Annotated in this window: 25 protein-coding genes; 12 read left to right on the plus strand and 13 right to left on the minus strand. The window is 67.6% G+C overall.

Features of this window, described 5'->3' with window-relative positions; all coding sequences use genetic code 11:
- Window positions 1-9: 9 nt before the first annotated feature.
- Both DIE21_RS00680 and DIE21_RS00685 read left to right on the plus strand, forming a co-directional pair.
- Window positions 10-915, plus strand: coding sequence for a hypothetical protein (locus DIE21_RS00680; RefSeq protein WP_124495057.1), 906 nt, complete (start codon window positions 10-12; stop codon window positions 913-915).
- Between the two features lie 273 nt (window positions 916-1,188).
- Complete coding sequence (locus DIE21_RS00685; protein WP_124495059.1) at window positions 1,189-1,419, plus strand: hypothetical protein; 231 nt, start codon at window positions 1,189-1,191, stop codon at window positions 1,417-1,419.
- A 218-nt stretch (window positions 1,420-1,637) separates the two neighbouring features.
- Here DIE21_RS00685 and DIE21_RS00690 read toward each other — a convergent pair whose 3' ends face one another.
- The 7 genes from DIE21_RS00690 to DIE21_RS00720 all read right to left on the minus strand — a co-directional run bounded on the left by DIE21_RS00690 (window position 1,638) and on the right by DIE21_RS00720 (window position 7,283).
- Window positions 1,638-2,645: an aldo/keto reductase gene (locus DIE21_RS00690; protein ID WP_124495061.1), complete on the minus strand. Its 1,008-nt coding sequence runs from the start codon at window positions 2,643-2,645 to the stop codon at window positions 1,638-1,640.
- 68 nt (window positions 2,646-2,713) lie between these two features.
- Window positions 2,714-3,040 carry a carboxymuconolactone decarboxylase family protein gene (locus tag DIE21_RS00695; RefSeq protein ID WP_059466882.1) on the minus strand — a complete coding sequence of 109 codons (327 nt, stop codon included), beginning with the start codon at window positions 3,038-3,040 and terminating at the stop codon, window positions 2,714-2,716.
- Between the two features lie 96 nt (window positions 3,041-3,136).
- On the minus strand, window positions 3,137-4,036 hold the full coding sequence (locus tag DIE21_RS00700; RefSeq protein WP_124495063.1) for a LysR family transcriptional regulator: 900 nt from the start codon (window positions 4,034-4,036) through the stop codon (window positions 3,137-3,139).
- 144 nt (window positions 4,037-4,180) lie between these two features.
- Window positions 4,181-5,029, minus strand: coding sequence for an alpha/beta hydrolase family protein (locus tag DIE21_RS00705; protein WP_185640555.1), 849 nt, complete (start codon window positions 5,027-5,029; stop codon window positions 4,181-4,183).
- A gap of 146 nt (window positions 5,030-5,175) precedes the next feature.
- On the minus strand, window positions 5,176-5,907 hold the full coding sequence (locus tag DIE21_RS00710; protein ID WP_124495067.1) for an alpha/beta fold hydrolase: 732 nt from the start codon (window positions 5,905-5,907) through the stop codon (window positions 5,176-5,178).
- Window positions 5,904-6,710 (minus strand): DinB family protein, encoded by an 807-nt coding sequence (locus DIE21_RS00715; RefSeq protein ID WP_124495069.1) that lies wholly within the window; start codon window positions 6,708-6,710, stop codon window positions 5,904-5,906. The genes DIE21_RS00710 and DIE21_RS00715 overlap by 4 nt, the downstream gene beginning before the upstream one ends.
- 141 nt (window positions 6,711-6,851) lie before the next feature.
- Complete coding sequence (locus DIE21_RS00720; RefSeq protein ID WP_124495071.1) at window positions 6,852-7,283, minus strand: YciI family protein; 432 nt, start codon at window positions 7,281-7,283, stop codon at window positions 6,852-6,854.
- 300 nt (window positions 7,284-7,583) lie between these two features.
- On the opposite strand from DIE21_RS00720, the gene DIE21_RS00725 reads away from it, so the two are divergent.
- Window positions 7,584-7,814 carry a hypothetical protein gene (locus DIE21_RS00725; protein WP_124495073.1) on the plus strand — a complete coding sequence of 77 codons (231 nt, stop codon included), beginning with the start codon at window positions 7,584-7,586 and terminating at the stop codon, window positions 7,812-7,814.
- Window positions 7,815-7,847: 33 nt separating this feature from the next.
- Here DIE21_RS00725 and DIE21_RS00730 read toward each other — a convergent pair whose 3' ends face one another.
- The 3 genes from DIE21_RS00730 to DIE21_RS00740 all read right to left on the minus strand — a co-directional run bounded on the left by DIE21_RS00730 (window position 7,848) and on the right by DIE21_RS00740 (window position 10,421).
- A complete protein-coding gene (locus DIE21_RS00730) occupies window positions 7,848-8,552 on the minus strand; it encodes an MBL fold metallo-hydrolase (RefSeq protein WP_124495075.1) in 705 nt (234 codons plus the stop codon).
- A gap of 148 nt (window positions 8,553-8,700) precedes the next feature.
- Window positions 8,701-9,471 (minus strand): ABC transporter permease, encoded by a 771-nt coding sequence (locus DIE21_RS00735; protein ID WP_124495077.1) that lies wholly within the window; start codon window positions 9,469-9,471, stop codon window positions 8,701-8,703.
- Window positions 9,472-9,476: 5 nt separating this feature from the next.
- The gene (locus DIE21_RS00740; protein WP_124495079.1) at window positions 9,477-10,421 is read right to left on the minus strand and encodes an ABC transporter ATP-binding protein; all 945 of its coding nucleotides are present in this window, start codon (window positions 10,419-10,421) and stop codon (window positions 9,477-9,479) included.
- Between the two features lie 995 nt (window positions 10,422-11,416).
- Between DIE21_RS00740 and DIE21_RS00750 the strand changes: the two genes are divergently transcribed.
- The 5 genes from DIE21_RS00750 (at window position 11,417) to DIE21_RS00770 (ending at window position 17,246) form a co-directional block, all read left to right on the plus strand.
- Entirely contained in the window at window positions 11,417-13,027 is a 1,611-nt protein-coding gene (locus tag DIE21_RS00750) for a DUF2957 domain-containing protein (protein WP_124495081.1), read from the plus strand.
- Window positions 13,028-13,098: 71 nt separating this feature from the next.
- Window positions 13,099-14,352 (plus strand): DUF2957 domain-containing protein, encoded by a 1,254-nt coding sequence (locus DIE21_RS00755; RefSeq protein ID WP_124495083.1) that lies wholly within the window; start codon window positions 13,099-13,101, stop codon window positions 14,350-14,352.
- Window positions 14,353-14,425: 73 nt separating this feature from the next.
- On the plus strand, window positions 14,426-15,250 hold the full coding sequence (locus DIE21_RS00760) for an OmpW family protein (protein ID WP_124495085.1): 825 nt from the start codon (window positions 14,426-14,428) through the stop codon (window positions 15,248-15,250).
- Window positions 15,251-15,371: 121 nt separating this feature from the next.
- The gene (locus tag DIE21_RS00765; RefSeq protein ID WP_124495087.1) at window positions 15,372-15,875 is read left to right on the plus strand and encodes an activator protein; all 504 of its coding nucleotides are present in this window, start codon (window positions 15,372-15,374) and stop codon (window positions 15,873-15,875) included.
- A 249-nt stretch (window positions 15,876-16,124) separates the two neighbouring features.
- The gene (locus DIE21_RS00770) at window positions 16,125-17,246 is read left to right on the plus strand and encodes a hypothetical protein (protein ID WP_124495089.1); all 1,122 of its coding nucleotides are present in this window, start codon (window positions 16,125-16,127) and stop codon (window positions 17,244-17,246) included.
- An 85-nt stretch (window positions 17,247-17,331) separates the two neighbouring features.
- Here DIE21_RS00770 and betA read toward each other — a convergent pair whose 3' ends face one another.
- Genes betA through betI form a run of 3 tightly spaced genes read right to left on the minus strand, consistent with a single transcriptional unit; the run spans window position 17,332 to window position 21,141 of the window.
- The gene (gene betA, locus DIE21_RS00775) at window positions 17,332-19,032 is read right to left on the minus strand and encodes a choline dehydrogenase (RefSeq protein ID WP_124495091.1); all 1,701 of its coding nucleotides are present in this window, start codon (window positions 19,030-19,032) and stop codon (window positions 17,332-17,334) included.
- A 22-nt stretch (window positions 19,033-19,054) separates the two neighbouring features.
- Window positions 19,055-20,524 (minus strand): betaine-aldehyde dehydrogenase, encoded by a 1,470-nt coding sequence (gene betB, locus DIE21_RS00780; RefSeq protein WP_124495093.1) that lies wholly within the window; start codon window positions 20,522-20,524, stop codon window positions 19,055-19,057.
- 32 nt (window positions 20,525-20,556) lie between these two features.
- Window positions 20,557-21,141 carry a transcriptional regulator BetI gene (gene betI / locus DIE21_RS00785; protein ID WP_124495095.1) on the minus strand — a complete coding sequence of 195 codons (585 nt, stop codon included), beginning with the start codon at window positions 21,139-21,141 and terminating at the stop codon, window positions 20,557-20,559.
- Between the two features lie 720 nt (window positions 21,142-21,861).
- Between betI and DIE21_RS00790 the strand changes: the two genes are divergently transcribed.
- From DIE21_RS00790 to DIE21_RS00805, 4 genes are all read left to right on the plus strand, one after another.
- Window positions 21,862-22,764, plus strand: coding sequence for an alpha/beta fold hydrolase (locus DIE21_RS00790; RefSeq protein WP_124495097.1), 903 nt, complete (start codon window positions 21,862-21,864; stop codon window positions 22,762-22,764).
- A 67-nt stretch (window positions 22,765-22,831) separates the two neighbouring features.
- Window positions 22,832-23,401: an isoprenylcysteine carboxylmethyltransferase family protein gene (locus DIE21_RS00795; protein WP_124495099.1), complete on the plus strand. Its 570-nt coding sequence runs from the start codon at window positions 22,832-22,834 to the stop codon at window positions 23,399-23,401.
- 17 nt (window positions 23,402-23,418) lie between these two features.
- The gene (locus DIE21_RS00800; protein ID WP_124495101.1) at window positions 23,419-24,702 is read left to right on the plus strand and encodes a glycosyltransferase; all 1,284 of its coding nucleotides are present in this window, start codon (window positions 23,419-23,421) and stop codon (window positions 24,700-24,702) included.
- Window positions 24,699-26,285, plus strand: a complete 1,587-nt coding sequence (locus DIE21_RS00805) for a DHA2 family efflux MFS transporter permease subunit (RefSeq protein WP_124495103.1) — start codon at window positions 24,699-24,701, stop codon at window positions 26,283-26,285. Before DIE21_RS00800 ends, DIE21_RS00805 begins: the two co-directional genes overlap by 4 nt.
- Window positions 26,286-26,291: the final 6 nt, after the last annotated feature.

Consider the following 26,291-nt stretch of genomic DNA (forward strand, 5'->3'; position numbering starts at 1 on the left):
AGAAAGTTGATGACACTGAAACACCTCCCTCCCACGTTCTGCTGGACGAAGATCGGTACCGAGTCCGGCGAGGAACTGCCGACCGTCGTGCTCCGCAAGGAATGGGAGCGCCGGCTCGGGGGCGGGCGTTTTCTGTGGGGCATCAACCAGCCGCTCGGCAGCAGCGCGCAAGTCGCCGCGCATCGCACGGGCTCGCTGCTCGCGCTGTTTTCGCCGGTCGCGTCGCGCACGCGGCCGGGCGAGCGCAAGCGCGAGAACGCGCTGCTGTGGAATGCATGGATCGACGCCAGCGGCCAGGTACGGCCGCTGCCACCGCACACGTTCATCGCGAGCCGTTCGACGCTGCCGTCGGGCCGGCGTCGCGAACAGCACTACGCGCTCGTCTGCGCGTCGTCCACCGCGCTGACGGTCGGCACGCAACTGCGCGTGTTCCCGGATCACCTGCGCAGCGTGAGCACCGGCAAGCCGCTCGGCGTCGCGCAGGGCGCGGCCGTGGTCGACTGCATCGGGCGTGCGAAGGAGCAAACCGGCAAGAGCTATCCGCTCGCGCTGTCGGTCGAACTCGAAGCGCCGTATTTCGTGCGGCTCGCGCAGCCGTGCGTGCTGAAGGCGCGCGATCTCGCCGAGGTGAACAAGGCGACGCGCGCTGGCGATTTCGATCGCTTCGTCGAGCTGGTCGCGCGCTTGCGCGGCGAGTCGCCGACGGATGCCGTGCGCGGCGTCACGCGCGATCTGTTCGACGTGCCGCCGATCGAAACGGCGGCCGCCTACGTCGCGCCCACGCATGTCGCGCGGCTGCGCAGCCGGCCCGCGGCCGAGCATCCGCGCGAGCCCACCGGCGATCTGTTCGATCTGTCGCCCGGTGAAGCGGCGGCGTTCGGCGGTCTCGTGCTTCCGCGCATCGGGCGCGCATGACGTTCGCGCCGCCGATGCGCGGCGCGTGACGCAGGGCAGGGCTGCCGAATGCGCGTGCAACGACACGCGCGGCCGCCGTCTCGGCGCGCGCAAGAATTTGTTGCAATCTCGTCGTAGCGGATCGGCGAGCGTCGCGCGACAATCGCCACGAAGCGCGCCGCGCGGTGGCCGTGCGTCGACAGGCTGCCTGCCGTCGTTCACGCCGCCGACATGCGCGCCACGCACACTGAGCGTCGGCTTGCTTCACACAGCAACCCTGAGGGAGAAGTGTCGATGTCGACTCGCATCTGTTCGCGGGAAGCCCGGGCCGCGCAACGCTTCGTCGAGGCGACGCGCAACGTCGATCAGGCGTTTCGCGCGGTACGCGGCGAAAGCGACGACGACATCTCGTCGGCCGAATATGCACGTGCGATGTCGCGCCTCGATCGCGCGCTCGACGAACTGGCGCGTGCGCAGGAATGCTTCGATCGCGTGGTGAGCGCCGACACGGCGCGCGGCATCTGAATGCGCGGCTTCTGCATTCGCTTGCGCCGCTGTCGTCTTCCGTTTTTCGTTTTCGTTGTTTCGCCGCGTCGCGTGACGCCTGGCGTGACGACGTGCCATGCACCCGCTTGCCGGACGAGAGCGTCCGGCGCGTCAGCCGTTCATCCCCCACCTCCCAGCCATCGCACGCGCCGCATCATGCCGGCGGGCCGCGCGCATCCGGTTTCAGCGGACGAACATCACACCTTCCGCCCTTCGACCGGATAGCCGGGATCCGTATAACCGTGCGTCGACGCATGCCCCGGCGGCACCAGCGAATCGACGAAGCGTTCGTCGTCGGGGCCAAGTTCGAGCGTCAGCGCATCGACGTAGCTGTCCCAGTGCGCCTCGGTGCGCGGCCCGGCGATCGTCGAGCTGACGATCCGGTTCTTCATCACCCACGCGAGCGCGAACGCGACCGACGTCGTGCCGCGCGCCGCCGCATGCGCGGCCACCTGCCGCGCGACGTGCAGCGACTCGGGCCGCCATTCCGTCTGCTGGATGCGCCGGTCGCCGCGGCCCGCACGCGAATCGGCGGGCGGCTGAGTGCCCGGCGCGTATTTGCCGGTCAGCACGCCGCGCGCGAGCGGGCTGTACGGCACGACGCCGATGCCGTAATGCGCGGCCGCCGGCAGTTGTTCCACTTCGGCCGTGCGATCGACGAGGTTGTACAGCGGTTCGCTCGCAACCGGACGGTCGATGCCGAGCTGGTCGGCGACGCGCACGATTTCGGCGATGCGCCAGCCCTTGAAGTTCGACAGCCCGACGTAGCGCACCTTGCCCTGCCGGATCAGGTCGGCCACCGCACGCATCCCTTCTTCGAGCGGTGCATCGGTCAGCGTGCGATGGAAATACAGGATGTCGATGTAATCGGTGCCGAGCCGCTTCAGGCTCGCGTCGACCGATTCGCAGATCCATTTGCGCGACTGGCCCTGACGGTTCGGCCCGGCGTCCGGTCCGGCCGGATAGCCGAACTTCGTCGCGACGACCCAGCTGTCGCGATGCCGCGCGATTGCGCGGCCGACGATTTCTTCCGAGCGTCCGGCGTGATAGACGTCGGCCGTGTCGATGAAGTTGACGCCCTGGTCGAACGCCTTGTCGATGATGCGCGCCGACGTCGCTTCGTCGGTTTCGCCGCCGAACATCATCGCGCCGAGACACAGCGGCGACACTTTCAGCGCGCTGCGCCCGAGATAGCGGTAATCCATGCAAGAGGCTCCATGCGGGCGAGCGCCCGCGCCGGTTCAAGTCAGTTGAATCGGTGCGCAGGTCGCGCTCACACGCCCGCTTCGTCGAACACGCGCTTCGCGATCGGCAGCGCCGAGCTGGCGGTCGGCCAGCCCGAATAGAACGCGAGATGCGTGATCGCCTCGATCAGCTCGTCGCGCGTGATGCCGTTGTCGAGCGCCTTCTTCAGATGGAACGGCAGCTCGTTCACGCGATACAGCGCGACGAGGCTCGCGACCGTGATCAGGCTGCGATCGCGCGGCGACAGGCCGGGGCGCTGCCACACGTCGCCGAACAGCACGTTGTCGGTGTAGTCGGCGAGGGCCGGCGCGATCGCGCCGAAGGCCTGGCGCGCGGCGGAAGTCGGTTCGGACATCGAGGGCTCCGGAGGACGTGGAAGACATCGACGATGGTAGCCACCGACGCGCTTATCGATAATCCCCAGGAATGCGCATGCACTTATCGAACCGGCTCATGAATGGCCGGGGTGGCGCAGCGCGTCGACGATCAGCGCGAACGCGCGCGACGATTGCCGCCGGCTCGCGTAGTACAGGTGATGGCCCGGAAACGTCGGACACCAGTCGTCGAGCACGCTGACGAGCCTGCCGGCGGCGACGTGCGGCGCGGCGAGCTCGGCCGGCACGTAGGCCAGGCCGTAGCCGGCGCGCGCCGCGTCGAGCATTTCGTAGGTGCCGTTGAACGTGACCTGGCCGTCGACACGCACCTGCAGCGTGTCGTCGCCGCGCGCGAGTTCCCATGCGTACAGCGCGCCGTGCGTCGGCAGGCGCAGGTTGATGCAGTCGTGCGCGACGAGATCCTGCGGCGTCGCGGGCGGCTCGCGCTCCGCGAAATACGCGGGCGCGCCGACGATCGCCATCTTCAGGTCCGGCGAGATGCGTACCGCGATCATGTCCTTCGCGACCTGGTCGCCGAGCCGCACGCCGATGTCGAAGCGTTCCGCGACGATGTCGGACAGTCCGTAGTCGGTCACGAACTCGACCTTCAGGTCGCGGTAGTCGCGCAGGATCGGCGACAGCTTCGGCCACAGCAGCGTGCGGATCGCGTAGTCGGTCGCGTTGATGCGCACGGTGCCGGCCGGCTTGTCGCGCAGCTCGGCGAGCGCGGACAGTTCGGCCTCGATTTCGTCGAAGCGCGGCGCGAGGTTGAGCAACAGGCGCTCGCCGGCTTCGGTCGGCGCGACGCTGCGCGTCGTGCGCGTGAGCAGCCGCACGCCGAGACGCGTCTCGAGCGAGCGGATCGTATGGCTGAGTGCGGATTGCGACACGCCGAGCCGGGCGGCCGCGCGCGTGAAGCTGCGCTCGCGCGCGACGGCGATGAAGGCGAGCAGGTCCGCAAAGTTGTCGCGCGGCATGGAGGAAGTCGGGTGGTCGATGCCTGCGCATCCTACCATCGGGTCCGTCGCGCGATGCAACGGCGCAAGGGCGCGGCAGCGCCGCGCGCGTCGGGCCGCTCGCGTCACGCCTGCCGGATGGCGCGCGACGCGGGGGTGCGGATCCTATGCGTAGCCGCCGTGCTGGAACGACGCCGCGAAGAACTGCATCTGGTAGCGGATCGCATGCGCCCAGTAGTCCCACGTGTGACCGCCTGGACGCTCCGCATAGTCGTGCGGCACGCCGAGTGCGACGAGTCGTTGATGCAGCGTGCGGTTCGAGCCGACGAACGAGTCGTCGCGGCCGCAGTCGATCGTCAGGTCGAGATGCGCACGGACGAACGCGCGCGCGCTTTCGACGATCGCGTTGCGGTTCCAGAACGACGGATGGCGGCCGGGATCGCCGAACACGTGGTCGATGCCGGGCTCGTCCTCGCAGCAGCGCGGATCGACCGCGCCGCTGATGCTGCCGACCGCGCCGAACGTGTCGGGCCGGTCGAGCGCGATGCGCAGCGCACCGAAGCCGCCCATGCTGAGCCCGGTGATCGCGCGCGCGCCCTTGGCCGAGATCGTTCTGAAATGGGTGTCGACATAGGACACGACTTCGTCGCCGACGAAGGTTTCGTAGCGGCTGCCGGAGTCGAACGGGCTGTCGATGTACCAGCTTTCGTGTCCGCCGTCGGGCATCACCAGGATCACGTGATAGCGATCGGCCAGCGCGGCGATCCGCGTGTTTGCGGTCCAGTCGGTGTGGTCGCCGCCGGAGCCGTGCAGCAGGTAGACGACCGGGAAGCGTTCGACGCTGCGCTCAGGCCCGTGGCGCAGGCGCGCGTAGTCGTCCGGCAGCACGACGGTCGCCCTCAGTGTCTCGTTCATCGCCGCGCTCGGGATCGCGACGACCCGCGCCTGAAAGGCGAGGGCCGGGCCCGCGACGGCGAGCAGCAGCAGTAGCCAGAACGTGCGTACCAGGTTCATGGAGCCTCGCATGTGTCGTTTCCGTTCGGCAGTCGGGCATCGGGAAAACCCTGTTGGACGACTCTAGCAACCGCGCCTTTCAGCCAAATTTCGGCGAATCCTACGAGTTGTCAGGTGGCCGGCGCGCAGCCTGGCGGCCGCGCGCGTCAGTCGAGACAGCGCGCGAGCGCCTCGCGGAACGCGGTGGGCCGCTCGGCCGGTATCAGATGCCCGCAGCCGCCGATCGTGTCGAAACCGGCACAGCGCGCGAGCGCCCAGTCCGGCACATGCCAGCCCGCGCGCGAGCGTTCACCGGCGACGAGCCACACCGGATGGCGCTCGAATACTTCAGCGAGCGCTTGCAGATAGCCGGGTTCGCCGGTCGTCGCGACGACCGAGCGCCCCATCGCGCGCAGCGTCGAGGCAGGCTGATGCGCGAGCCAGCGGCGCGCGTCGTCGAGCTGGCGCGGCGACGGATCGTCGATCGCGCCGCGCAGCCAGCCGGACGGATCCCCGCGCAGGCCGTCGAGCATCGCGTCGGCTTGCGCGGGCGACATGCGGCCGACCGACGCCGACCAGAACGCATCGTCGAGCGTGAAGTTGCCTTCGACGTTGACGATCCGGCGCACGCGCGCCGGATGCGCATGCGCGAACAGCATCGCGATCGCGCCGCCGACCGAGTGACCGACGAGGTCGACCGGCTGCGCGCCGTAGTGCGCGTCGACGGCCTGCCGCACATGCTCGACCTGGGCGGCGAGCGTGATCGCGTCGAACGGCGCGCCGCGGTGGATGCCGTAGCCGAGCAGGTCGGGCGCGAGATGCGGGCCGGGCCATTCGGGCACGTCGAACGTGCCGATGAAACCGTGGATGAAGACGACGGGCGGGGTGGGTTCATTCATGCGGCGGCCGAGGAAGCAAGGGGCGGCAATTCGAGTTCGGCGAGCAGTTCGTCGAGTTCGAGCACGTGCGTGCGGTCGTGGTCGAGCAGCTCGCGCACGAGTTCGTCGAGCGACATGCGCCGGATGCCGTCGCGCAACCCGCAGCGTGCGAGTTCCGGCGGGTGCAGCGCCGCGGCCGTCGCGCACAGCGCGGCGCGTCCGGTGCGGAATGCGGCGAGTGCGTCGTCGAGCGGCTGGGCGAGGTAGTCGCGCTGTGCGGCGAGCGCGGTGCCGTCGACGGACGCGATCACCGGCAGCTCGTGCGTGCGCACGACATCGATGCGTTCGGCGAACACGGCGTCGAGGTCGCGCAAGTGACACGCATGTTCGATGAGCGAGAAGCCCGTGCCGGCCGGGCGGCGCGTGGCGAGCGCGGCGGGAACCTGCGCGGCATACGCGGCGATCCGGGCTGGCATCGCGGCCAGCGCGGCAACGACGCCGGCGAACGGCAGCACCTGCGGATACGCGCTGAACACCGCGCCGTAGCTGAACAGTGCGCCGCCGATCCGGCCGCGCGCCTGCACGACGTCGTGCCCGTGACGGCGCATCACGTCGGCGACCATCGCGCCGCAGAACTGGCGGGCGGTCGTATCGGCTTCGATTTCGGGGAACTTGTGCGCGATCTCGTGCTGGATCGCGCCGATCGCGGCGACGCCGACGCGCGACAGCGCCGCGAATTCGACATAGCGCTCGGGCTGCGCGATCAGCGCTTCGAGCTGCGCGCCGAGCGGCGTCGCGCGAAAACGGTCGAAACGGGAATGCATGACGAAAGCACCTCGCTTAGTAACGTGTCAAAACGATACGTTACTAAGCGAGGTGCCGTCAATCCCCGTCGATCCACTGGTTCGGACGATTCGGCCGGGACGCCCGCATCGTTGCCGCGGAGGCGCCCGGCCCGGGCCGGCTCATGCGTTGTGCTGACGGTCCATCTCCGCGCGCAGCCGCGCCTCCTGTTCCTGCAGCTCCGGCGTGAATGCTTCGCCGAAGTCCTCGGGCGAGAAGATCTGGCGAATCTCGATGTCCGATTCGCTCGGCATCGGATTCGGGCAGCGCTTGACCCATTCGACCGCTTCTTCCATTGAATTCACCTGCCATAGCCAGTAGCCGGCGATCAGTTCCTTGGTCTCGGCGAACGGGCCGTCGATGACGGTCCGGTCCTTGCCGGAGAAATGCACGCGCTTGCCGCGCGAACTCGGATGGAGCCCTTCGCCGGCGAGCATCACGCCGGCTTTCACGAGTTCCTCGTTGTACTGGCCCATCGCGGCCAGCAGTTCGGTATCGGGCATCGCGCCCGATTCGGAAAAGGCCGTTGCCTTGACGATCACCATGACGCGCATTGTTGGACTCCTTGAACGGGAAAAGGGGAATCCGCTGTCGCCGGCCGTGCGGACGGCAAAACGAGCGGTTACGGCACTACGACGCGCGGCGATCGCGCGAATCGACATCGCACGCCAAGGAAATTCGATGACCGGTAACGGGGGCGGACGATGGTCGTGGGGACGACATGCAGCCGCGGCCTGACGCGGCGAGCCGCGTAAGCCGATCCATTCCAGTGCGGATCGATCGCGCGGCGGCGTGCCGGAATCGCCGGTCAAAACTGGTATGCTGATCAGCATTACATTCATGCGGAGGGCGCCATGGCAACGAAGGAAGTCTCGAAGAAAAAGTACCTGAAGATTCTGAACAAACGCCTGCGGGCCGAACCGGGCGCACCGGACGGCGCGTCGTTCGTGTTCTTTCCGCTCGGCGCGAAGGCCAAGCAAGCGACGGGCGTCGTGTCCGGCGAGCCGCGCAGCAAGCGGGAACTCGCGGTGATGGCCGCGATCCAGAGCAAGGCGGCCGCCGAATACGTCGTGACCGGCGTTTGACCGGCGAGCCGCCCGCCCGCGGGCGCGTGAGCGCTACGCTGCGGCGGCCGCCTCGCAATGAGCAATCACACCGGCGATCACGCGCGGAATGTCGTGCGTGATCGCCGGGCCGTGCATCGGCAGGATGATGTCGAGATCGAGCGCCTGGATGCGGCGCAGCGCGCTCGCCAGGTGCGCGAGCGACGGCAGGTAGTCCGAGCGCGTGATTGCGTCGAGGATCGCGGGCAGCGGGTCGCCGGTCTCCTCCCTGCCGAAGCGCATCAGGATGTCCGACGACAGCAACGCCTTGTACGCCGGCAGATACACGACGAGCGCATCCCACTGATGCACGTGCTTCGTGAAGACCGGCACGACGCCGGTGCCCGACAGTGTCGTCGGCTCGCCGTCCTTCAGCGCAATCGTGCGCACGCCGAACACGTCGGCGAGTCCCCAGGTACACATCGGATGTCCGTACGCGACGAGCGCCGGGTTGACCGCGAGGAAGTCGGGCAGCGCGCCCATTTCGTCGGCCTCGAAGTGCGGGACGATCACGCTGCTGACCATCGACGGCGCGATGCCGACGGTGTCGAGCGCCGCGCTCAGTTGCGTGAAATTGGAACGGGTGCCCGTTTCGACGCACAGCACGTCACCGTGCGGCGATCGTACGAAGAACTGGCTGAAGCACAGGTTCAGCGTGTCGACGTAGGTCGTCGCGCGAAACAGGCCGTCGCGGACGGCGTCGATTCGGGAGGCGCTCATCGGGGGATCCTCGCGCAGGGAAGGGGGAGCCGCGCCGCCCGCGCACCGCGGGTTGCGGTGCGGCAAGCGGCAGCGGTCGATCTTCCGAATCAGTCTATCAGCGCTGTCCCGGATCCGCGAACCGGGGCGACCCCGCGGCCGGGCCGCGTCAGTTCTTCAGCTTGTAGCCGGTGCGGAACATCCACGCGACGATCGCGAGCAGGATCGCGAGGAACAGCGTGGTCGCCGCGAGGCTGATCCCCACGTGCACGTCCGCGAGCCCGTAGAACGACCAGCGGAAGCCGCTGATCAGGTAGACGATCGGGTTGAACAGCGTGACGATGCGCCACGCGGGCGGCAGCATGTCGACCGAATAGAAGCTGCCGCCGAGGAACGTGAGCGGCGTGATGATCAGCAGCGGCACGAGCTGCAGCTTCTCGAAGCTGTCGGCCCAGATGCCGATCACGAAGCCGAACAGGCTGAAGGTGATCGACGTCAGCACGAGGAACAGCACCATCCAGAACGGATGCAGGATGTGCAGCGGCACGAACAGGCCGGCCGTCGCGAGGATGATCAGCCCGAGCAGCAGCGACTTCGACGCGGCCGCGCCCACATACGCGATCACGATCTCCCAGTACGACACGGGCGCCGACAGGATCTCGTAGATCGTGCCCGTGAAGCGCGGGAAGTAGATACCGAACGACGCGTTCGAGATGCTCTGCGACAGCAGCGACAGCATCACGAGGCCCGGCACGATGAACGACCCGTAGCCGATTCCGTTCACGTCGCTGATGCGCGAGCCGATCGCCGAGCCGAACACGACGAAGTACAGCGACGTCGAGATCACCGGCGCGATGATGCTCTGCATCAGCGTGCGGCGCGTGCGGGCCATTTCGGCGCGGTAGATCGCGCGGATGCCGTGGAAATTCCAGTGCGCCATGTGCGTTACGCCCCTTGTGCGCCGTTGCGGCGGTTGTCGATCAGGCTGACGAAAATGTCCTCGAGCGAGCTCTGCGTCGTATGCAGGTCGCGAAAACCGATGCCGGCCGAGCCGAGCGCGTTGATCAGCTTGGCGATGCTCGCGTCGTCGCGCTGCGAGTCGTACGTATAGACGAGCGCCGCGCCGTCGTCCGCGCGGTCGAGCCCGAATGTGGCGAGTTCGGCCGGCACGGTCGCGAGCGGATGCTCGAGCTGCACGGTCAGCTGCTTCTTGCCGAGCTTGCGCATCAGCTCGCGCTTTTCTTCGACGAGCACGAGTTCGCCGCCGAGGATGATGCCGATCCGGTCGGCCATTTCCTCGGCTTCCTCGATGTAGTGCGTGGTCAGCAGGATCGTCACGCCGCTTTCGCGCAGCGAGTCGACCAGCTTCCACATGTCGCGGCGCAACTCGACGTCGACGCCGGCCGTCGGCTCGTCGAGGAACAGGATGCGCGGCTCGTGCGACAGCGCCTTCGCGATCATCACGCGGCGCTTCATGCCGCCCGACAGCGTCATCAGCTTGTTGTCGCGCTTGTCCCACAGCGACAGCGCCTTCAGCGTCTTCTCGATGTGCGCCGGATCGGGCGCCTTGCCGAACAGGCCGCGGCTGAACGACACGGTCGCCCAGACGGTTTCGAACGCGTCGGTCGTCAGCTCCTGCGGCACGAGGCCGATCATTTCGCGGGCGGCGCGGTATTGATCGCGGATGTCGTGGCCGCCGACCGTCACGCGGCCTTCGGTCGGCGTGACGATGCCGCAGATCGAGCCGATCAGCGTGGTCTTGCCCGCGCCGTTCGGCCCGAGCAGCGCGAAGATCTCGCCGGGGCGGATGTCGAGGGTCACGTGCTTCAGCGCCTGGAAGCCGGACGCGTAAGTCTTGGAGAGGTCGGAGACGGAAAGGATCGGTTGCATGCTCACGGATGGCACGGCCGGTCGGTCCGACGCCGCGCGCCGCGCGTGCCCGGTGCCGCCGCCGTGAAGCGGCCGGTGTCGGGGGCGGCATGGCGAACGGGCGTCATGTCGAACGGCGTTGTGGTGCGGGATCGCAGGACCGCCATATTAGCAATCGGAAGATGGAATTGCATTTTGACGGAAAGGGTATGTGATGCCGGTGCGGGATTTGCGGGAAATGCCCGGGTGCCAGTCAATAATGCGATGCTTTATTTGAATCGAGCGAACAATGCGCGCCGTTTTCGCTCGATCGGACGGCGATCGCGCGTGCGCACGGCAGCGGGCGCGGTGCTGCCCGGCAGCCGCGGCACGCTCGTGATCATCGACTTGCAAGAGGGCGCCGCGGCATGCGCGCGGGCCGCCAAAGGCCGGCCCGCCGGGCCTCGCGCGGGTCGACCGCCGTCATTCGAACACGCGTTGTACCGCTCGGGTATTTGTCTGAGCAAATAAATTGAAGGCCGTTTGAAAAATTGTCAAACACCCTGCACGCACTAGGATCGAGGGGGGCGGCGCGTTTGGAACTCTGCATCCATTTACTTGTGCGTTTCGTCCGATCATAGTCTCGAAAACGACGCATCACGATAACGAATCAAGCGTACGTACGGAGACCAATACATGAGACGCCTATCCGAGGGCCCGGCAGCACTGCCGTTTCCGCGTTTTTCGCTGGATGCGGGCGCGACGCGAGTCGCGCGCCTGCGTCATCGCATCGCGTTGCCGCTGTAGCGACGCCCCCCATTCCGTTTCGACTTCCCCGATGGCGCCGTGCCGCATGACGGCGCCGCCGGATAGCGCTTGCCTGCCGCGGCGGTCGTGATCGCATCTGCTCGACCTGCAACGCGGCGCGCATTGCGCGCATCGTCATGCGCCGCGCACGCTCGCGGCGGCGCGATACCAACCGGCGGGCCACGCAGCCCGTCCGGACGAGACCTGTCGTATCTGAAAAGGAGGGGTTGATGCTTTGCATTCCTGAATGGCGGAAGGCGGTCCTGTCGTGCGCCGTGCTGGCGCTGCCGTTCGTCGCCGGTTGCGGCGGCGGCGACGATCCGGGCCCGATCAACGTGCCGCAGTGCTCGGGCAGCGCATGCGGGCCGAGCGGTGCCGAAACGACGCCGCCCGTCGTGACGAAGCTGTGTCCGGATTCGCTCGATTACACGACCACCTACACGGGTGGTTCCGGCAGCGGCGAATACGTGAAGGTGAAGTTCGACACGACGAAGCTCACCTACCAGATGCAGTTCATCGAATCGTCGGTGCCGACCTCGGCGGGGCAGGTCAACGACACGCGTGCGGGCCTGACGATCAGCGGCGCGTTCCATCATCCGGCCAACCTGCCGACGGCCGAGCAGAACCGCTGCGCGTTCGTGCTCGACAGCGGCGCGACGAGCGACGGCGCGTATTCGGTGACGATCAAGCGCACCGATCCGCCGATGCTGTTCGTCGGGAACGGGGTGGTCGGCGGCGGGATTCCGGGCGCGACGATCGCGTTTCCAGGCATCGAACTCCTGCCGGGGCTGTTCCTGGGCACCGTGCCGTCGCGCACGTTCGATTTCTATCCGTTCATCGGCTTCACCGACACCGAGACCGATTTCACGAAGGTCGCGGGCAACTACAACGAAGTGGGCATCCACCTGTCGCCGCTCGGCGGCAATGCGCAGAGCGCGAACGGGCCGGTCGGCTGGGAGCCGGACGTCGTCAACTGGAACCAGACGTTCAATGCGGACGGCTCGTGCACGATCACGCCGAACAGCGACTACTCGTGCCAGACGACCGGATCGCCGTGGACGCGGCGCAAGAACGCGGATGGATCGAGCGACAACGTGTTCGTGAGCAATGCGGTGGCGAACCCGTTCGGCACGCCCGTGTATCCGCTCGCGGGGCAGGGCGCGTCGCTCGTGATCGCGCCGAGTCAGGCGAAGGGCATCATGATCGTCGGCAAGCTGAATGGCGTGCGTGTGCCGGTCGTGATCCGCGTCGGCTACAACCACGTCGATGCGGGCAATCTGCTCGCGTCCGTCGCCGATCCCGAAGTCGGCATCTCGATGCTTTCGTCGACGACCGCGATCGCCGCGAATTCCCTGAAGGGCGGCTACATCGGCGCGACCAGTGCGTCCGCATGCGGCGTCGTGACATCGACCGGCCAGGCGAACGCGCTGGCGACGGCGGGCCCGAGCTTCGACGTACATGTGCCGCACCCCGACCTGCCCGGCACGTTCACCAATGGCGCGTTCTATTCGGAGGCGGGCAGCTGCAACGACGGCACCGCCGTGTCGACGATCGCCGCGAACTACACGTCGACGCTGTTCCAGGGCGCCACCGCGGCGTTCATCGATCCGCAGACGTCGTCGGTGAGCTCGCAATTCGCACTCGACTACACGCAGGCCACGCCCGGCAAGATCAAGGTCACGGTCGCGCAGGACTTCAACGCGAAGGGCGCGAACGGCAACGTGGCGATCTTCGGCAAGGGCGACACGGGCTGGCTCGTGACGGCCGGGAATGTCTACGCGATGGTCGTCAACAACAACAAGGTCAACCCGTTCTTCACGGTCGGCGCATTCGTCCAGTAACGGCGCACTGAACCCGGAACACCGGCGGCGCACGCGTCGCCGCCGGCGAATCGAAATTCAAGAGGATTCCTATGAATGTGAAGCATTGGATGGCCGCGGCATCGCTCGCGCCCGTGCTGGTTGCCTGCGGTGGCGACGGCGACCCGCCGCCCGCGCCGGTAGTCCGGCTGTGCCCGCAGACCATCGACTACAACACGGTGTTCATCGGCGGGTCCGGCTCGGGCGAACTCGTGAAGGTGCAGCTCGACACGACGAAGATGACGTACCGGATGACCTACCTTGCATCGCCGGTGCCGGCCACCACCGGCACGGTGCAGCCGACGCGCGACACGGCGCCGGCCAACGTCGTCGACGGCACGCTGGCCGACGAGACCGGCCTGCCGACCGTGAAGCTGAACCAGTGCACGTTCCGGATGCAGAACGCGAGCCTCGACCCGAGCCGGCCGGCACGCCTGTTCCTCGGCGAAGGCGTGCTGGGCGGCGCGATTCCCGGCGCGACGATCCAGTTCGACGGCGTGATCGGCGTCGGCAGGATTGCGAAGACGACGTTTCCGTATTACCCGTTCATCAGCTTCTCGTCGCTCGAAACCGACCTGTCGAAGATCGCCGGCACGTACAACCAGCTCGGCTACCACCAGGTGCCGTCGCAGAACTTCCAGCCGGTGGCGCTCGACCAGCAGGTGACGATCAACGCCGACGGCAGCTACGTCGAGACCGACAACTTCGGCAGGAAGAACGGCGGGCAGCCGCTCGCGTCGAGCGCGACCGTGAACCAGCCGTTCACGCTGCGTGCCGATGCGCCGGCGTTCCAGTCGCTGAACTACCAGCCGCAGATTCCGCCGACGCTCGCCGCGCTCGATCCGGCGAAGGCCGGCAAGGGAATCCTGATCGTCGGCAAGCTGCGCAACCAGCTCGTGCCGATCTTCATCCGCACCGGCGCCGCGAACGCGGACCTCACGCAGGGCCCGCCGAGCGCGGACGACGAATCGGGCATCTCGTTCCTGAGCCCGCGGGCGGCGGTCGCGCAGGGCTCGCAGAACGGCGAGTACACGGGCGTCGACAGCGCATTCAACTATCGCGCGACCGCGCTCGTCGGCGCGCAGGCGACGCTGCTCGACCCGTTCAACGCATCGCAGGCCGCGCTCACGCGCGCGCTGAACCTCGATTACACGCAGCAGGTGCCGGGCGTCGTGACGACCGTGCATGCGGACGCGGCATCGGGGCCGGCAACCGGCAAGTTCGTGTTCACCGGCGGCGTGTTCGGCTTCCTCGACATGGCCGATACGAGCAATCCGTACTTCACGGTCGGTGCGTTCGTGCAGTGACCACGCGCGGATGGAGACACGGTGGCGCCGCGCGCAGGTGCGCGGCGCCCGGACAGAATGAGGGGGAGACTTCATGAAGAAGCTGATTGCCGCAGGTGTCGTCGCAGGCGTGTCGACGCTCGCATCGGCCCAGCAGGCGGGCGACAACGTCGCGACGCTGGGCTGGCTGCACATCATGCCGCAGGATTCGACCAACGGGCTGACGACGAATCTCGCAAACATGCCGATCAACGGGCCGCTGCGGCTGCCCGGGTCGTTCACGTCGCCGGGCACGAGCCTGACGGTCAACAACGCCGATACGGTCGGCCTCACGCTCACGCACTTCTTCACCGACCATATCGCGGTGACGTCGGTGCTCGGCGTACCGCCCGAGTTCACGCTGACCGGACACGGCGTGATCCGGCCGCCGGGCCCGGCCGGCGCGCTCGGCAGCGTCAATATGGACAATCCGGCGAATCAGCCGGCCGTGAAGAATGCGCGGCAGTGGAGCCCCACGATCATTCTGCAGTACTACTTCAATGCACCGACTGCGAAGTTCCGTCCGTTCGTCGGGATCGGCGTGGCCTACAGCTGGTTCAGCAACATCGAACTGAACGGCAACTTCGCGAAGGACATCAACGAAAACCTCGGCAGCGTGCTGGCTGCCGGGGCCGGCAAACCGGGGCCGACGTCGGTGGAGGGCAAGGCGTCGTCGTCGTTCACGCCGGTCTACAACGTCGGCGCGAGCTATGCGATCGACAAGCACTGGGGGCTCACGGCGACGCTGACCTACATGCCGCTGAAGACCTATTCGTCGCTCGTGATCAAGGCCGCCGACGGGTCGACGCTCGCGACCACGCGCACGCGGCTGAAGGCCGATCCGCTGATCACGTTCGTCGGGATTTCCTACAAGTTCTGAGCCGCCCGGCGCGCAGCACGCGTGCCGGCGGCTTCCTGCGACCGAGCGGCCGGGGCAATCCGGCCGGGACGTCGCGTTCCTGGCGGCGTGCCGCCATTTGTGAAGAGAGGGGGCAGTTCAAATGAGCATTCGCAAAATCGTATCGCTTGTTGCTGCAGTGGCATTCACCGCGGTGTCGGCCGCGCCTGCTTTCGCCGTGACCGTTTCGCGCGCCGATGGTCAGGCCATGAATCCGAACGGGGAGCCGTTCTCCGCGACGGGCCTCACGGTCCTGGCCAAGGGGGCGATCAACGCGAGTTGCAACGCGACGTTCAACGGCACGATCTCCTCGACGGGCATCGTCAACATCACGTCGACCACGTTCACGGGCGGTGCGACGTGCGGCCTGATCAGCGGCAGCGCGACCAGCGCGGCGCCGTGGACGGGCCAGGCCGACAGCACGACGCAACTGTCCATCAACAATGCGAAGGTGACCGTGTCGCTGCTCGGCACTTGCGGGCCGAGCAAGGTCGTGACGACGTGGAGCGATCCGAACTCGTCGCTGACGTTCAACAACGCGGTGCTGACGCCGGACTGCACGGTCAGCGGCACGGTCGCCACGTCGCCGAAGTTCCACGTGCAGTAAGCGTCGCGTGATCGAGGCCGGGCGCCCGCCATGGACGAGGGCCGTGCAAGGATGTGCGGCGGGCGTTCCGGTTTCTCGATGCGTTCGCGTCGTCGCGCGTATCGGCGCGACGATCGGCTGGCCGCCTGCTTCGCGATCCGATGCAGGTGGCCATGCAGCGGGCCGGTGCGACGCACCGCGCCGCCTGCTTCGACCGAAGCCCGAAACGAAACCACCATTCCGATTCGCCAGAACCATTCCGGACCACCCATGCTCACCGACCCAGCGAAGTATGGCGATGCCCGCGGTGCGACGCCTGACCGGCTGCGCACGGCCGCGTGGCTGCAGTACCTGATCGAACATCTGCATGAAGCGGCTTGCGTGACGACGGCCGACGTCGACGCAACGGACGGTCCGCCGTCGCCGCGCGCGGCACGCGTGCGGGCGGGCGTGAACCGGTCGCACGAAGCGATCGCCGTCCTGCACGCACTCGCGCCGTGGATTGCGACGGACGGCGGCGGTTGCGTGTGCGACGCGGGCGATCCGCCCGGCGCGTGCATGCACGTGCCCGACGCGCGGCAGCTTGCGCACGCCGAACGATGCTGCCCGGGATCGCGCGCGGTATTCGAAGCCGCGCATGGCTTCGTCGATGCGTGGGCCTTCGACGATCCCGACGACGGCTGGGCCGCGCTCGAGCGGATTGCCGTCGGCGTCGGATCTCGCGGTGGCGGTGCCGACGAGCATGAAGCGCGGGAACCCTGCGCGAACGGCGAAGCACCGCCGGCGAAGCACCTGAGAGAACGACGCGCGGCCGTCGCGGTGGCCTGCGTGGAGCCGTCGGCCCGGCCGGGGGCCGTCATCGACGCGATCGTGCTGCGCGTCTGCGGGCCGCGCGACGATGCCGCACGCATCGACGAGATGGCCGCGCTCGCGATGTTCTGCGCGGAGCTGGCCGCCGGCCAGGGGATATCCTTTACCGCGTACGGCGGTCAGCACAATCTCGTGGCGCGCGCGATTCGCGAACGTCGCACCGATCTTGCGTCGGTGGACGGCCTGCTCGCGGCGGTGTCCGCGTGCCGGCTCGACCGGCTCGTCGGCGCGGGCAGCTTCTGGGCGTATTACCTGCTGGCGGGCATCGTGATCGCGGCGCCGGACATGGTGCGCGAATTCGCACGCCGCTTCCATGGCGACGCGTGGCAGGCGTGGCTCGATGAAACACTGGCGTGGCCGGCGGTCGGCCGCTTCGGATTGAAGGAGGATGTCGCGTTCGACCGTTTGCGCGGCGCGATGAGCCTGACGTCGCGATCGAATCCGATCGTGCGCGCGAAACGCGTGCGGCCGAGGGCGGCGGCCATCACGCGGTTCAGTACGGGCGCCGACAGCGTCCAATGAAAAACGGCTCGAGGCGAGAACGCCCCGAGCCGTGCATGTTGCTGCCGCCGCCGCCGCTGTGCACGGGGGCGGGGTGCTGGCGCGGTTACGCCGTCTCGGGCTGCCGCACCGCCTTCGCGACATTCCGCGCCATCGTTCCGTTGGCGACGAAGTAAGGCACATCGACCCGCGCCAGCGGCTTGCGGCCGCGGATCTTGTCCGCGATCTTCTCCGCGATCATGATCGTCGGCGCGTTCAGGTTGCCGGTCGTGATGATCGGCATGATCGACGCATCGACCACGCGCAGTCCTTCCAGCCCGTGCACGCGACCTTCTTCGTCGACCACGGCCATGTCGTCATGGCCCATCTTGCACGAGCACGACGGATGGAACGCGGTTTCCGCGCGAGCCCGCACGAACGCGTCGAGTTCCTTGTCGGTCTTGCAGTCGGCGCCCGGGTTCAGCTCGCGGCCGCGATAGCGGTCGAGCGCGGGCTGCCGCATGATCTCGCGCGTCGCGCGGATCGCATCGCGGAACTCGCGCCAGTCGAGCGCTTCGGCCATGTAGTTGAACAGGATGCTCGGATGGTCGTTCGGATCGCGCGAGCGCAGCTTCACGCGGCCGCGGCTCGGCGAACGCATCGACCCGACGTGCGCCTGGAAGCCGTGCATCTCGATCGCGTTCGAGCCGTTGTAGTTGATCGCAACCGGCAGGAAGTGATACTGGATGTTCGGCCACAGGTCGTCGTCGCGCGTGCGGATGAAGCCGCCCGCCTCGAAGTGGTTGCTCGCGCCGAGGCCGGTGCCGTTCAGCAGCCATTCGAGGCCGATCTTCGGCTGGTTCCACCACTTCAGCGCCGGATACAGCGACACCGGCTCCTTGCACTCGTACTGGATGTACATCTCCAGGTGATCCTGCAGGTTCTGGCCGACGCCGGGCAGGTCGAGCACGACCGGGATGTCGAGTGCCTTCAGCCACGCGCCGGGGCCGACGCCCGAGCGCTGCAGCAGTTGCGGCGACGCGATCGCGCCGCTGCACACGAGCACTTCGCGGCGCGCATGCGCGGTCGCGCGCTCGCTGCCGCGCAGGTACGTGACGCCCGATGCGCGCTTGCCGTCGAACAGGATGCGATCGGCGAGCGCGTGCGTGACGATCTCGAGGTTCGACCGCACCTTCGCCTGGTCGAGGTAGCCGCGCGCGGTGCTGGCACGGCGGCCCTTCGGCGTGACGGTGCGGTCCATCGGGCCGAAGCCTTCCTGCTGATAGCCGTTCAGGTCGTCGGTGCGCGGATAGCCGGCCTGCACGCCCGCATCGACCATCGCCTCGAACAGCGGGTTCACGCCCGGCTTGCTGGTCGTGACCGACACGGGGCCGTCGCCGCCGTGATAGTCGTTCGGGCCGACGTCGCGCGTCTCGGCCTTCTTGAAGTACGGCAGGCAGTCGAGATACGTCCAGTTCTCGAGCCCCTTGTGCGTCGACCAGTTGTCGTAGTCGAGCGCGTTGCCGCGGATGTAGCACATCCCGTTGATCAGCGACGAACCGCCGAGCCCCTTGCCGCGGCCGCATTCCATCCGGCGGTTGTCCATGTGCGGCTCGGGGTCGGTCTCGTAGGCCCAGTTGTAGCGACGGCCCTGCAGCGGATAGGCGAGCGCCGCCGGCATCTGCGTACGGAAGTCGAAGCGGTAGTCGGGGCCGCCCGCCTCGAGCAGCAGCACCGTCACATCCGGATCTTCCGTCAGGCGCGTCGCGAGCACGTTGCCCGCGGAACCGGCGCCGCAGATGATGTAGTCGTATTCGCGTGTCGTCATGACGGGGTATCTCCTATCGTTCTCAAAACACCGGGTTGTAGCGGCCGAGCTCGACCTGTACCGACTTGATTCGAGTGTAGTGTTCGAGCGTCGTGATGCCGTTCTCGCGTCCGACACCGGATTGCTTGTATCCGCCAACCGGCATCTCGGCCGGCGATTCGCCCCACGTGTTGATCCAGCAGATGCCGGCTTCGAGGCGGTGGATCGTGCGGTGCGCGCGCGACAGGTTCTCGGTCACCACGCCGGCCGCGAGGCCGTAGCGCGTGTCGTTCGCGCGAGCGATTACTTCGTCCTCCGATTCGAAATCGAGGATGCTCATCACCGGCCCGAAAATCTCCTCGCGGACGATCTTCATGTCGTCGCGGCAGTCGCCGAACACGGTCGGCGCGACGTACTGGCCGCTGCCGAAGTGACCGTCGGTCAGGCGCGTGCCGCCCGCGAGCAGCTTTGCGCCTTCGGCCTTGCCGCTCTCGATGAAGCCGAGCACCTTGTCGAGCTGCGCGGCCGACACGAGCGGGCCGAAGTTGGTGTCGGCGTCGGTCGGCTTGCCGACGCGAATCCGCTTCACGCGTTCGAGCACGCGCTGCGTGAACGCGTCCTTGATCGAGCGATGCACGAACACGCGCGTGCCGTTCGTGCAGACCTGGCCCGAGCTGAAGAAGTTGGCGGTGACCGCGATGTCGGCCGCGCGGTCGAGGTCGGCATCCTCGAACACGATCAGCGGCGACTTGCCGCCGAGCTCCATCGTCACTTCCTTCAGCGACGACGCGCCGGCCAGCGACATCACCTTCTTGCCGGTCTCGACGCCGCCGGTGAACGACACCTTCGCGATGTCCGGGTGACCGGTGAGCAGCGCGCCGACCGAGCCGTCGCCCTGCACGACGTTGAACACGCCGGCCGGCACGCCGGCTTCCGTATAGATTTCCGCGAGCTTCAGCGCGGTGAGCGGCGTGACTTCGCTCGGCTTGAACACCATCGCATTGCCGGCCGCGAGCGCGGGCGCCGTCTTCCAGCATGCGATCTGGATCGGGTAGTTCCATGCGCCGATGCCCGCGCACACGCCGAGCGGCTCGCGGCGCGTGTAGACGAACGACTCGGCGCGCAGCGGCACCTGCAGCCCTTCGATCGCGGTCGCGAGGCCCGCGTAGTACTCGATCACGTCCGCGCCGGTGACGATGTCGACCGCGAGCGTCTCGCCGATCGGCTTGCCGGTGTCGCGCGTCTCGATGGCCGCGAGTTCGTCGTTGCGCTCGCGCAGCAGGTCGACCGCGCGCCGGAGGATGCGCGAGCGCTGCATCGCGGTCATCGCGGCCCATTCGCGCTGGCCTTCCCGGGCCGACGCGACCGCGCGGTCGACGTCGGCCGCGCTCGCCTGCTGCACCTGCGCGAGCAGTTCGCCGGTGGCGGGATCGACGGTGTCGAAAGTCTTGCCGCTGGTGGCATCGACGTAACCGCCGCCGATGTAGAGGCGCTGCAAACCGTATACGGACATGAGGATCTCCTTGTTGGCGACTGCGTGACGCGTCAGTCGGACGCGAGCAGCAGGTCGATGTAATCGTGGGCGAGCTTCAGTGCAGCCCGGGTGTCGATCGGGCCGCCGGCGAGCGCGCCGCGCAGCCACAGGCCGTCGATCAGCGCGGCGAGGCCGCTGGCGGCTTCCCGCGCCTTCGCGCGCGGCAGGGCCTTGGCGAACTCGGCGCACAGGTTCGAATGGAGGCGCCGCGTGTTGACGTGCTGCAGGCGCTTGAGCATCGGGTCGTGCATGCTCTGCGACCAGAACGCGAGCCAGGTCTTCATCACGGGCGCGCTGACCTGCGTGTCGTCGAAGTTCGCGGCGGCGATCGCGCGCAGCCGCGAACGCGGGTCCTTGCGTGCGGCGACGCGGCGCTGCGTGGTGGCGGCCCACAGATCGCGCAGCACGTGCCGCATCGTGGCTTCGAGCAGGCCGTCCTTGTCGCCGAAGTAGTGGCTGACGATGCCCGTCGAGATGTTCGCGCGCTGCGCGACCGATGCGAGCGTCGTGCCGGGCAGGCCGGCTTCGTCGATCGAGCGCAGCGTGGCGTCGATCAACTGTGCGCGGCGGATCTCCCGCATTCCGACTTTCGGCATCGCGAACTCCTTCGCCCGGACGGGCCGTTCCTGGAAGTCGAGAGCTTAGCGGTTTTTTATTGATCGTTCAATCAACAAAAAATGAGGGTCCGGTAGCGAATTGGCAGGCCGGAGGACGGCGGGCGATGTTCTGCCGCGATTGTGCAGGTGCGAAAAAAAGAATTGAAAGGATGTTAAATAATTTTAAGTTTGTTTAAAACGATTCCGGCGAGGATGACTCAATGGTTTGGAAAATTTCCGGATTCGATTCATTACATGTCGAAAGAATGTCGAGTTATGTGAGAATCGCAGAAATCCGTGAATCAGAACGCCTGGTGTTGTGATCGGTGGTTTATGGAAATTCGTTTCAATCGGGCGATTGAATTGATGTATGTGATTGAATTTAAATGGAACAAGAGGCGAATCGGCTTGTATTGTGCCGAGCCGGCAAACGATTGCGGTCGCGTTGCAATCGATTCCGTTTACCATAAAAAATGCCGAAAAAATTTGAATCGGGCGTATTCCAGGGTGGAGTAGAGGGGATCGTTGGGATGACTTGAGCAAGTAATATTGCTCATATTAATATGGCGCCGCATTACGAGGAATGAATCGGCGCCGCGGGTATTTGCCGCGGTGCGTCGGCAATGGGCGCGGCCAACGGCCGCGGCACGGCCGGCGCCAGTCATTGCGCACCTGCAGCATGCCGCGACGCCGAGACGCCGCATCCACCGGAGAACGACGATGCCGACCGAAAAACACGTGGTCCCGCTACCGAATGGTCTGAAGGTCTACGTCGAACGGAACGTGTTCGATCCGTCGTTCGACACGGCGATGCTCGTCAACGGCGCGCTCGCGACGACCGCATCGTTCGGGCAGACCGTCCAGTATCTCGGCGAGCGGATGAACACGATCTGCTTCGACCTGCCGTATGCGGGGCAGTCGCGTCAGCACAACCCCGGCTGCTTCATCCTGACGAAGGACGACGAGGCCGCGATCCTCCAGCATCTGGTCGAGCGCTTCGCACCCGCGTTCCTGGTGTCGGTGTCGTGGGGCGGCGTCGCGTCGCTGTTCGCACTCGCGCGCGGCTGCCCGAGCGTGCGGCGCGCGGCCATCTGTTCGTTCTCGCCGTTCCTGAATGACGCGATGGTCGACTACGTGACGCGCGCCCGCGACCACATCGCGGCCGGCGAAAACCTGAAGGCCGCGCAGTTGCTGAACGACACGGTAGGCCGCTACCTGCCGCGCATCATGAAGCTGTACAACTACCGCTACCTGACGCGCCTGCCGCGCGACGAGCAGGACCAGGTCGCGTTCCACGTCGACCAGATCCTGTCGCTGCAGCCGGAGCGCTACCTGAGCGAGTTCTCGAACATCGGCTGCGAGCTGCTGTTCGTGAACGGCGAGCGCGATGAGTACACGACGCCGGCCGACGTCCGCCAGCTCGTCGCGCACGTGCCGCGCGCGCGCTTCGCGACGATTCCCGATGCCGGCCACTTCCTCGACATCGAAGGCCGCGCGCAGCGCGAGACGACACGCACGGCGCTGCTCGACTTCTTCTGCGATGCACCGCCCGTTGCCGCGGGCCTCGCACTCGGCGCCGCGCACGCGTGCGTGTCCGCGCCAATGCCGGCGATGTCGTCGTGACGCAGCACGTCGCGTACCGGGCACGTCGGGCACATCCGAATTCCTATCCACACGAGGCAGGCCAGCCGTGAATATCGTTCAGACCATCGCCATCGTCGTTCCCTGGGCCGCGTGGCTCGCCTACTGGATCGCGACGTCGCAGGCCGTGAAGACGACCGTGCGCAAGGAGGCGTCGCGCTCGCGCACGCTGCAGTCGATTCCGCTGATCGCCGGCGGCGCACTGATCATCCTGCCCGACCTGACGCTGCACGCGCTCGTGCCCGACTGGCAGCGCTTCGGCCTGCAGGCGCAATGCGGGCTTGCGGTGCTCGTCGCCGGGCTGCTGTTCTCGGTGTGGGCGCGGCTGCATCTCGGCACGAACTGGAGCGTGTCCGTCACGCTGAAGGAAAACCACGAACTCGTGCGCACCGGGCCGTATGGCCTCGTGCGTCATCCGATCTACACCGGCTGCCTGATCGCGCTGGCCGGCGCCGCGCTGATCGGCGGCGAGTGGCGCGGCGCGCTCGGCGTCGCGCTCGTGTTCGCGTCGCTCGCGTACAAGGTGCGCGTCGAGGAAAGCTGGTTGACCGGCCATTTCGGGCCGGCGTATGCACAGTACCGCCGCGAGGTCGCGGCGCTGATCCCCGGCTTCTATTGATCCCCGCGAGGCGCGCGATGGCGAAGGTGATCGTGACCGCGATCGGCTCGGCGGGCGACGTGCATCCGCTGCTCGGCGTCGCGCGCGCGCTCGCGATGCGCGGCCACGACGTCGTGTTCTGCACGCATCCGCCGTTCGAGGCGGCCGCGCGTCGCGGCGGTTTCACGTTCGTGCCGGTCGGCACCGCGGCCGAGTACGAGGCCGCGATGGCGAACCCGGCACTGTGGGATCCGCGCACGTCGTTCCGCACGCTGTGGCAGGTGATCGCGCCCGTGCTGCGCCCGCATTACGACGTGCTGCGCGCGCTGACCGATCGCGACACCGTGCTGGTCGGCACCCTGTGGGCGTTCTCCGCGCGCTTCATGCAGGAGCTGCACGGCACGCCGTACGTGTCGGTGCAGGTGTCGCCGTCGACGTTGCTGTCCGCGCACGTGCCGCCGACGCACCCGCGCCTGACGATTCCGGCGCGCTGGCCGCTGCCGGTGAAGACGGCGCTGATGACGCTGATCGAGCGGCAGGTGCTCGACCGCGTCTGCGGGCCGGCGCTCAACGCGGTGCGCCGCGACCTCGGGCTTGCACCCGCGCGGCGCGTGCTGGGCCGCTGGCTGCATTCGACCGACGGCGTGCTGTGCCTGTTTCCCGACTGGTTCGCGCCGGCGCAGCGCGACTGGCCGGCCCGTCTTCTGCAAGGCGGCTTTCCGCTGTTCAACGATATTGCGAAACCCGACGATGATGTGGCACTCGATGCGTTTCTCGCGGCCGGTGAGCCCCCGGTCGTGTTCACGGCCGGTTCGACACGCGTCGATCACGCGGCCTATGCGCGCGCGGTGGCGGACGCGCTGCGTGCGACCGGCGCGCGCGGGATCCTGCTGAGCCCGCACGATGCGGCACCGGACCGCGACCGGCTGCTGGTGCGCCGCTTCGTGCCGATGCGCACGCTGCTGCCGCGTTGCCGCGCGCTCGTGCATCACGGCGGGATCGGCACCGCGGCGCTCGCGTTCGAGGCCGGCATTCCGCAGGTCGTGACGCCGTTCGCGCACGATCAGTTCGACAACGCGCAGCGCGTCGCGGCAAGCGGTGCCGGCATACGCGTCGACGGCCCGGTCGACGGTGCGCGTCTCGGTGCGGCGCTCAGGCGCGTGCTGAGCGAGCCCGAATTCGCCCTGTATGCGGAGCGCACGCGCGCGCTGATCAACGCCGCGCCGGACGGATGCGAGACGGCCGCGGATTTCATCGAGCGCTTTGCACCGAAGCACGGACGCGCGATCTCGCCGGCCACGGTCGCGATGGCGGGCGCATGAGCACGGCATCGCCGCTTCAGGACACGCCCGCCGCCTTCGATGCGCGCGAACCCGCCCCCGCCGCGCCGCCGGTGCGCGGCGCCCGGCTCGCGCTCCTGACCTTCGCGCTGTCGCTCGCGACCTTCATCGAAGTGCTCGACTCGACCGTGACGAACGTCGCGGTGCCGGCGATCTCCGGCAGTCTCGGCGTCTCGAACAGCCAGGGCACGTGGGTGATCAGCTCGTATTCGGTCGCGGCCGCGATCGCGGTGCCGCTGACCGGCTGGCTCGCGCGGCGCGTCGGCGAGCTGCGGCTGTTCGTCGGCGCGGTGCTGCTGTTCACGCTGACGTCGCTGCTGTGCGGGCTCGCGCGCGACCTGCACGTGCTGGTGGTCTGCCGCGCGCTGCAGGGGCTGTGCTCGGGGCCGATGGTGCCGCTGTCGCAGACGATCCTGCTGCGCACGTTCCCGCCGGACAAGCGCACCGTCGCGCTCGCGCTGTGGGCGATGACCGTGTTGCTCGCGCCGATCTTCGGGCCGGTGGTCGGCGGCTGGATCGTCGACAGCTTCTCGTGGCCGTGGATCTTCCTGATCAACCTGCCGATCGGGCTGTTCTCGTTCGCGGTCTGCACCGCGATGCTGCGCCCCGACGCGCAACGCGGCGCGGCCGGCCCGATCGACGTGCCGGGCATCGTGCTGCTCGTGATCGGCGTCGGCTCGCTGCAGGCGATGCTCGATCTCGGTCACGACAAGGGCTGGTTCGATTCGCCGCTGATCGTCACGCTCGCGGTGGTCGCGGGGCTCGCGATCGTGTCGCTGCTGATCTGGGAGGCGGGCGAGACGCATCCCGTCGTCGACCTGAGCCTGTTTCGCGACCGCACGTTCTCGTTCTGCGTGCTGATCATCTCGCTCGGGATGATGAGCTTCTCGGTGGTGGGCGTCGTGTTTCCGCTGTGGATGCAGGCGGTGATGGGCTACAACGCGTTCCACGCGGGCCTCGCCACCGCATCGCTCGGCGTGCTTGCGCTCGTGTTCTCGATTCTCGTCGGCCTGCATGCGCACCGCTTCGACGCGCGCGTGCTGGCGACGTTCGGCTTCCTCGTGTTCGCGGCCGTGCTCGCGTGGGACGCGCATTTCACGCTGAAGATGACGTTCGCGCAGATCGCCGCGCCCGGACTGATCCAGGGGATCGGGCTGCCGTGCTTCTTCATTCCGCTGACGGCCGCGACGCTGTCGCGCATTCCCGACGACCGGCTCGCGGCCGCGTCGAGCCTGTCGAACTTCCTGCGCACGCTGTCCGCCGCGTTCGGCACCGCGATGAGCGTGACGCTGTGGGACAACCGCGCGACCTATCACTACGACGTCGTGTCGCAATCGGTCACGCATGCGTCGGCCAACACGCAGCGCTTCGTGCACACGCTGAACGCGATGGGCGTGGACGGCGTGCGCGAGCTGACGACGCTGCACCAGGTCGTGATGCAGCAGGCGTACATGATGGCGACGGGCGACATGTTCTGGATGGCGAGCATGACCTGCCTCGTGCTCGCCGCGATGATGTGGCTGACGCGGCCGAAGCGCGGCGCGGCGGCTTCGTTCGGACATTGAGGAGAG

This window comes from Burkholderia sp. Bp9140, assembly GCF_003853425.1.
In the GTDB taxonomy this organism is placed as follows: Bacteria; Pseudomonadota; Gammaproteobacteria; order Burkholderiales; family Burkholderiaceae; genus Burkholderia.

Bases quoted from the DNA above. Each gene is read 5' to 3' on its own strand.
- DIE21_RS00770 (WP_124495089.1), top strand. From the start codon at position 16,125: ATGCTCACCGACCCAGCGAAGTATGGCGATGCCCGCGGTGCGACGCCT.
- betA (WP_124495091.1), bottom strand. From the start codon at position 19,032: ATGACGACACGCGAATACGACTACATCATCTGCGGCGCCGGTTCCGCG.
- DIE21_RS00805 (WP_124495103.1), top strand. From the start codon at position 24,699: ATGAGCACGGCATCGCCGCTTCAGGACACGCCCGCCGCCTTCGATGCG.
- DIE21_RS00765 (WP_124495087.1), top strand. From the start codon at position 15,372: ATGAGCATTCGCAAAATCGTATCGCTTGTTGCTGCAGTGGCATTCACC.
- DIE21_RS00680 (WP_124495057.1), top strand. From the start codon at position 10: ATGACACTGAAACACCTCCCTCCCACGTTCTGCTGGACGAAGATCGGT.
- DIE21_RS00715 (WP_124495069.1), bottom strand. From the start codon at position 6,710: ATGCATTCCCGTTTCGACCGTTTTCGCGCGACGCCGCTCGGCGCGCAG.
- DIE21_RS00730 (WP_124495075.1), bottom strand. From the start codon at position 8,552: ATGAGCGCCTCCCGAATCGACGCCGTCCGCGACGGCCTGTTTCGCGCG.
- betB (WP_124495093.1), bottom strand. From the start codon at position 20,524: ATGTCCGTATACGGTTTGCAGCGCCTCTACATCGGCGGCGGTTACGTC.
- DIE21_RS00755 (WP_124495083.1), top strand. From the start codon at position 13,099: ATGAATGTGAAGCATTGGATGGCCGCGGCATCGCTCGCGCCCGTGCTG.
- DIE21_RS00740 (WP_124495079.1), bottom strand. From the start codon at position 10,421: ATGCAACCGATCCTTTCCGTCTCCGACCTCTCCAAGACTTACGCGTCC.
- DIE21_RS00705 (WP_185640555.1), bottom strand. From the start codon at position 5,029: ATGAACCTGGTACGCACGTTCTGGCTACTGCTGCTGCTCGCCGTCGCG.
- DIE21_RS00750 (WP_124495081.1), top strand. From the start codon at position 11,417: ATGCTTTGCATTCCTGAATGGCGGAAGGCGGTCCTGTCGTGCGCCGTG.
- DIE21_RS00695 (WP_059466882.1), bottom strand. From the start codon at position 3,040: ATGTCCGAACCGACTTCCGCCGCGCGCCAGGCCTTCGGCGCGATCGCG.
- betI (WP_124495095.1), bottom strand. From the start codon at position 21,141: ATGCCGAAAGTCGGAATGCGGGAGATCCGCCGCGCACAGTTGATCGAC.
- DIE21_RS00760 (WP_124495085.1), top strand. From the start codon at position 14,426: ATGAAGAAGCTGATTGCCGCAGGTGTCGTCGCAGGCGTGTCGACGCTC.
- DIE21_RS00685 (WP_124495059.1), top strand. From the start codon at position 1,189: ATGTCGACTCGCATCTGTTCGCGGGAAGCCCGGGCCGCGCAACGCTTC.
- DIE21_RS00710 (WP_124495067.1), bottom strand. From the start codon at position 5,907: ATGAATGAACCCACCCCGCCCGTCGTCTTCATCCACGGTTTCATCGGC.
- DIE21_RS00725 (WP_124495073.1), top strand. From the start codon at position 7,584: ATGGCAACGAAGGAAGTCTCGAAGAAAAAGTACCTGAAGATTCTGAAC.
- DIE21_RS00800 (WP_124495101.1), top strand. From the start codon at position 23,419: ATGGCGAAGGTGATCGTGACCGCGATCGGCTCGGCGGGCGACGTGCAT.
- DIE21_RS00720 (WP_124495071.1), bottom strand. From the start codon at position 7,283: ATGCGCGTCATGGTGATCGTCAAGGCAACGGCCTTTTCCGAATCGGGC.
- DIE21_RS00790 (WP_124495097.1), top strand. From the start codon at position 21,862: ATGCCGACCGAAAAACACGTGGTCCCGCTACCGAATGGTCTGAAGGTC.
- DIE21_RS00700 (WP_124495063.1), bottom strand. From the start codon at position 4,036: ATGCCGCGCGACAACTTTGCGGACCTGCTCGCCTTCATCGCCGTCGCG.
- DIE21_RS00690 (WP_124495061.1), bottom strand. From the start codon at position 2,645: ATGGATTACCGCTATCTCGGGCGCAGCGCGCTGAAAGTGTCGCCGCTG.
- DIE21_RS00735 (WP_124495077.1), bottom strand. From the start codon at position 9,471: ATGGCGCACTGGAATTTCCACGGCATCCGCGCGATCTACCGCGCCGAA.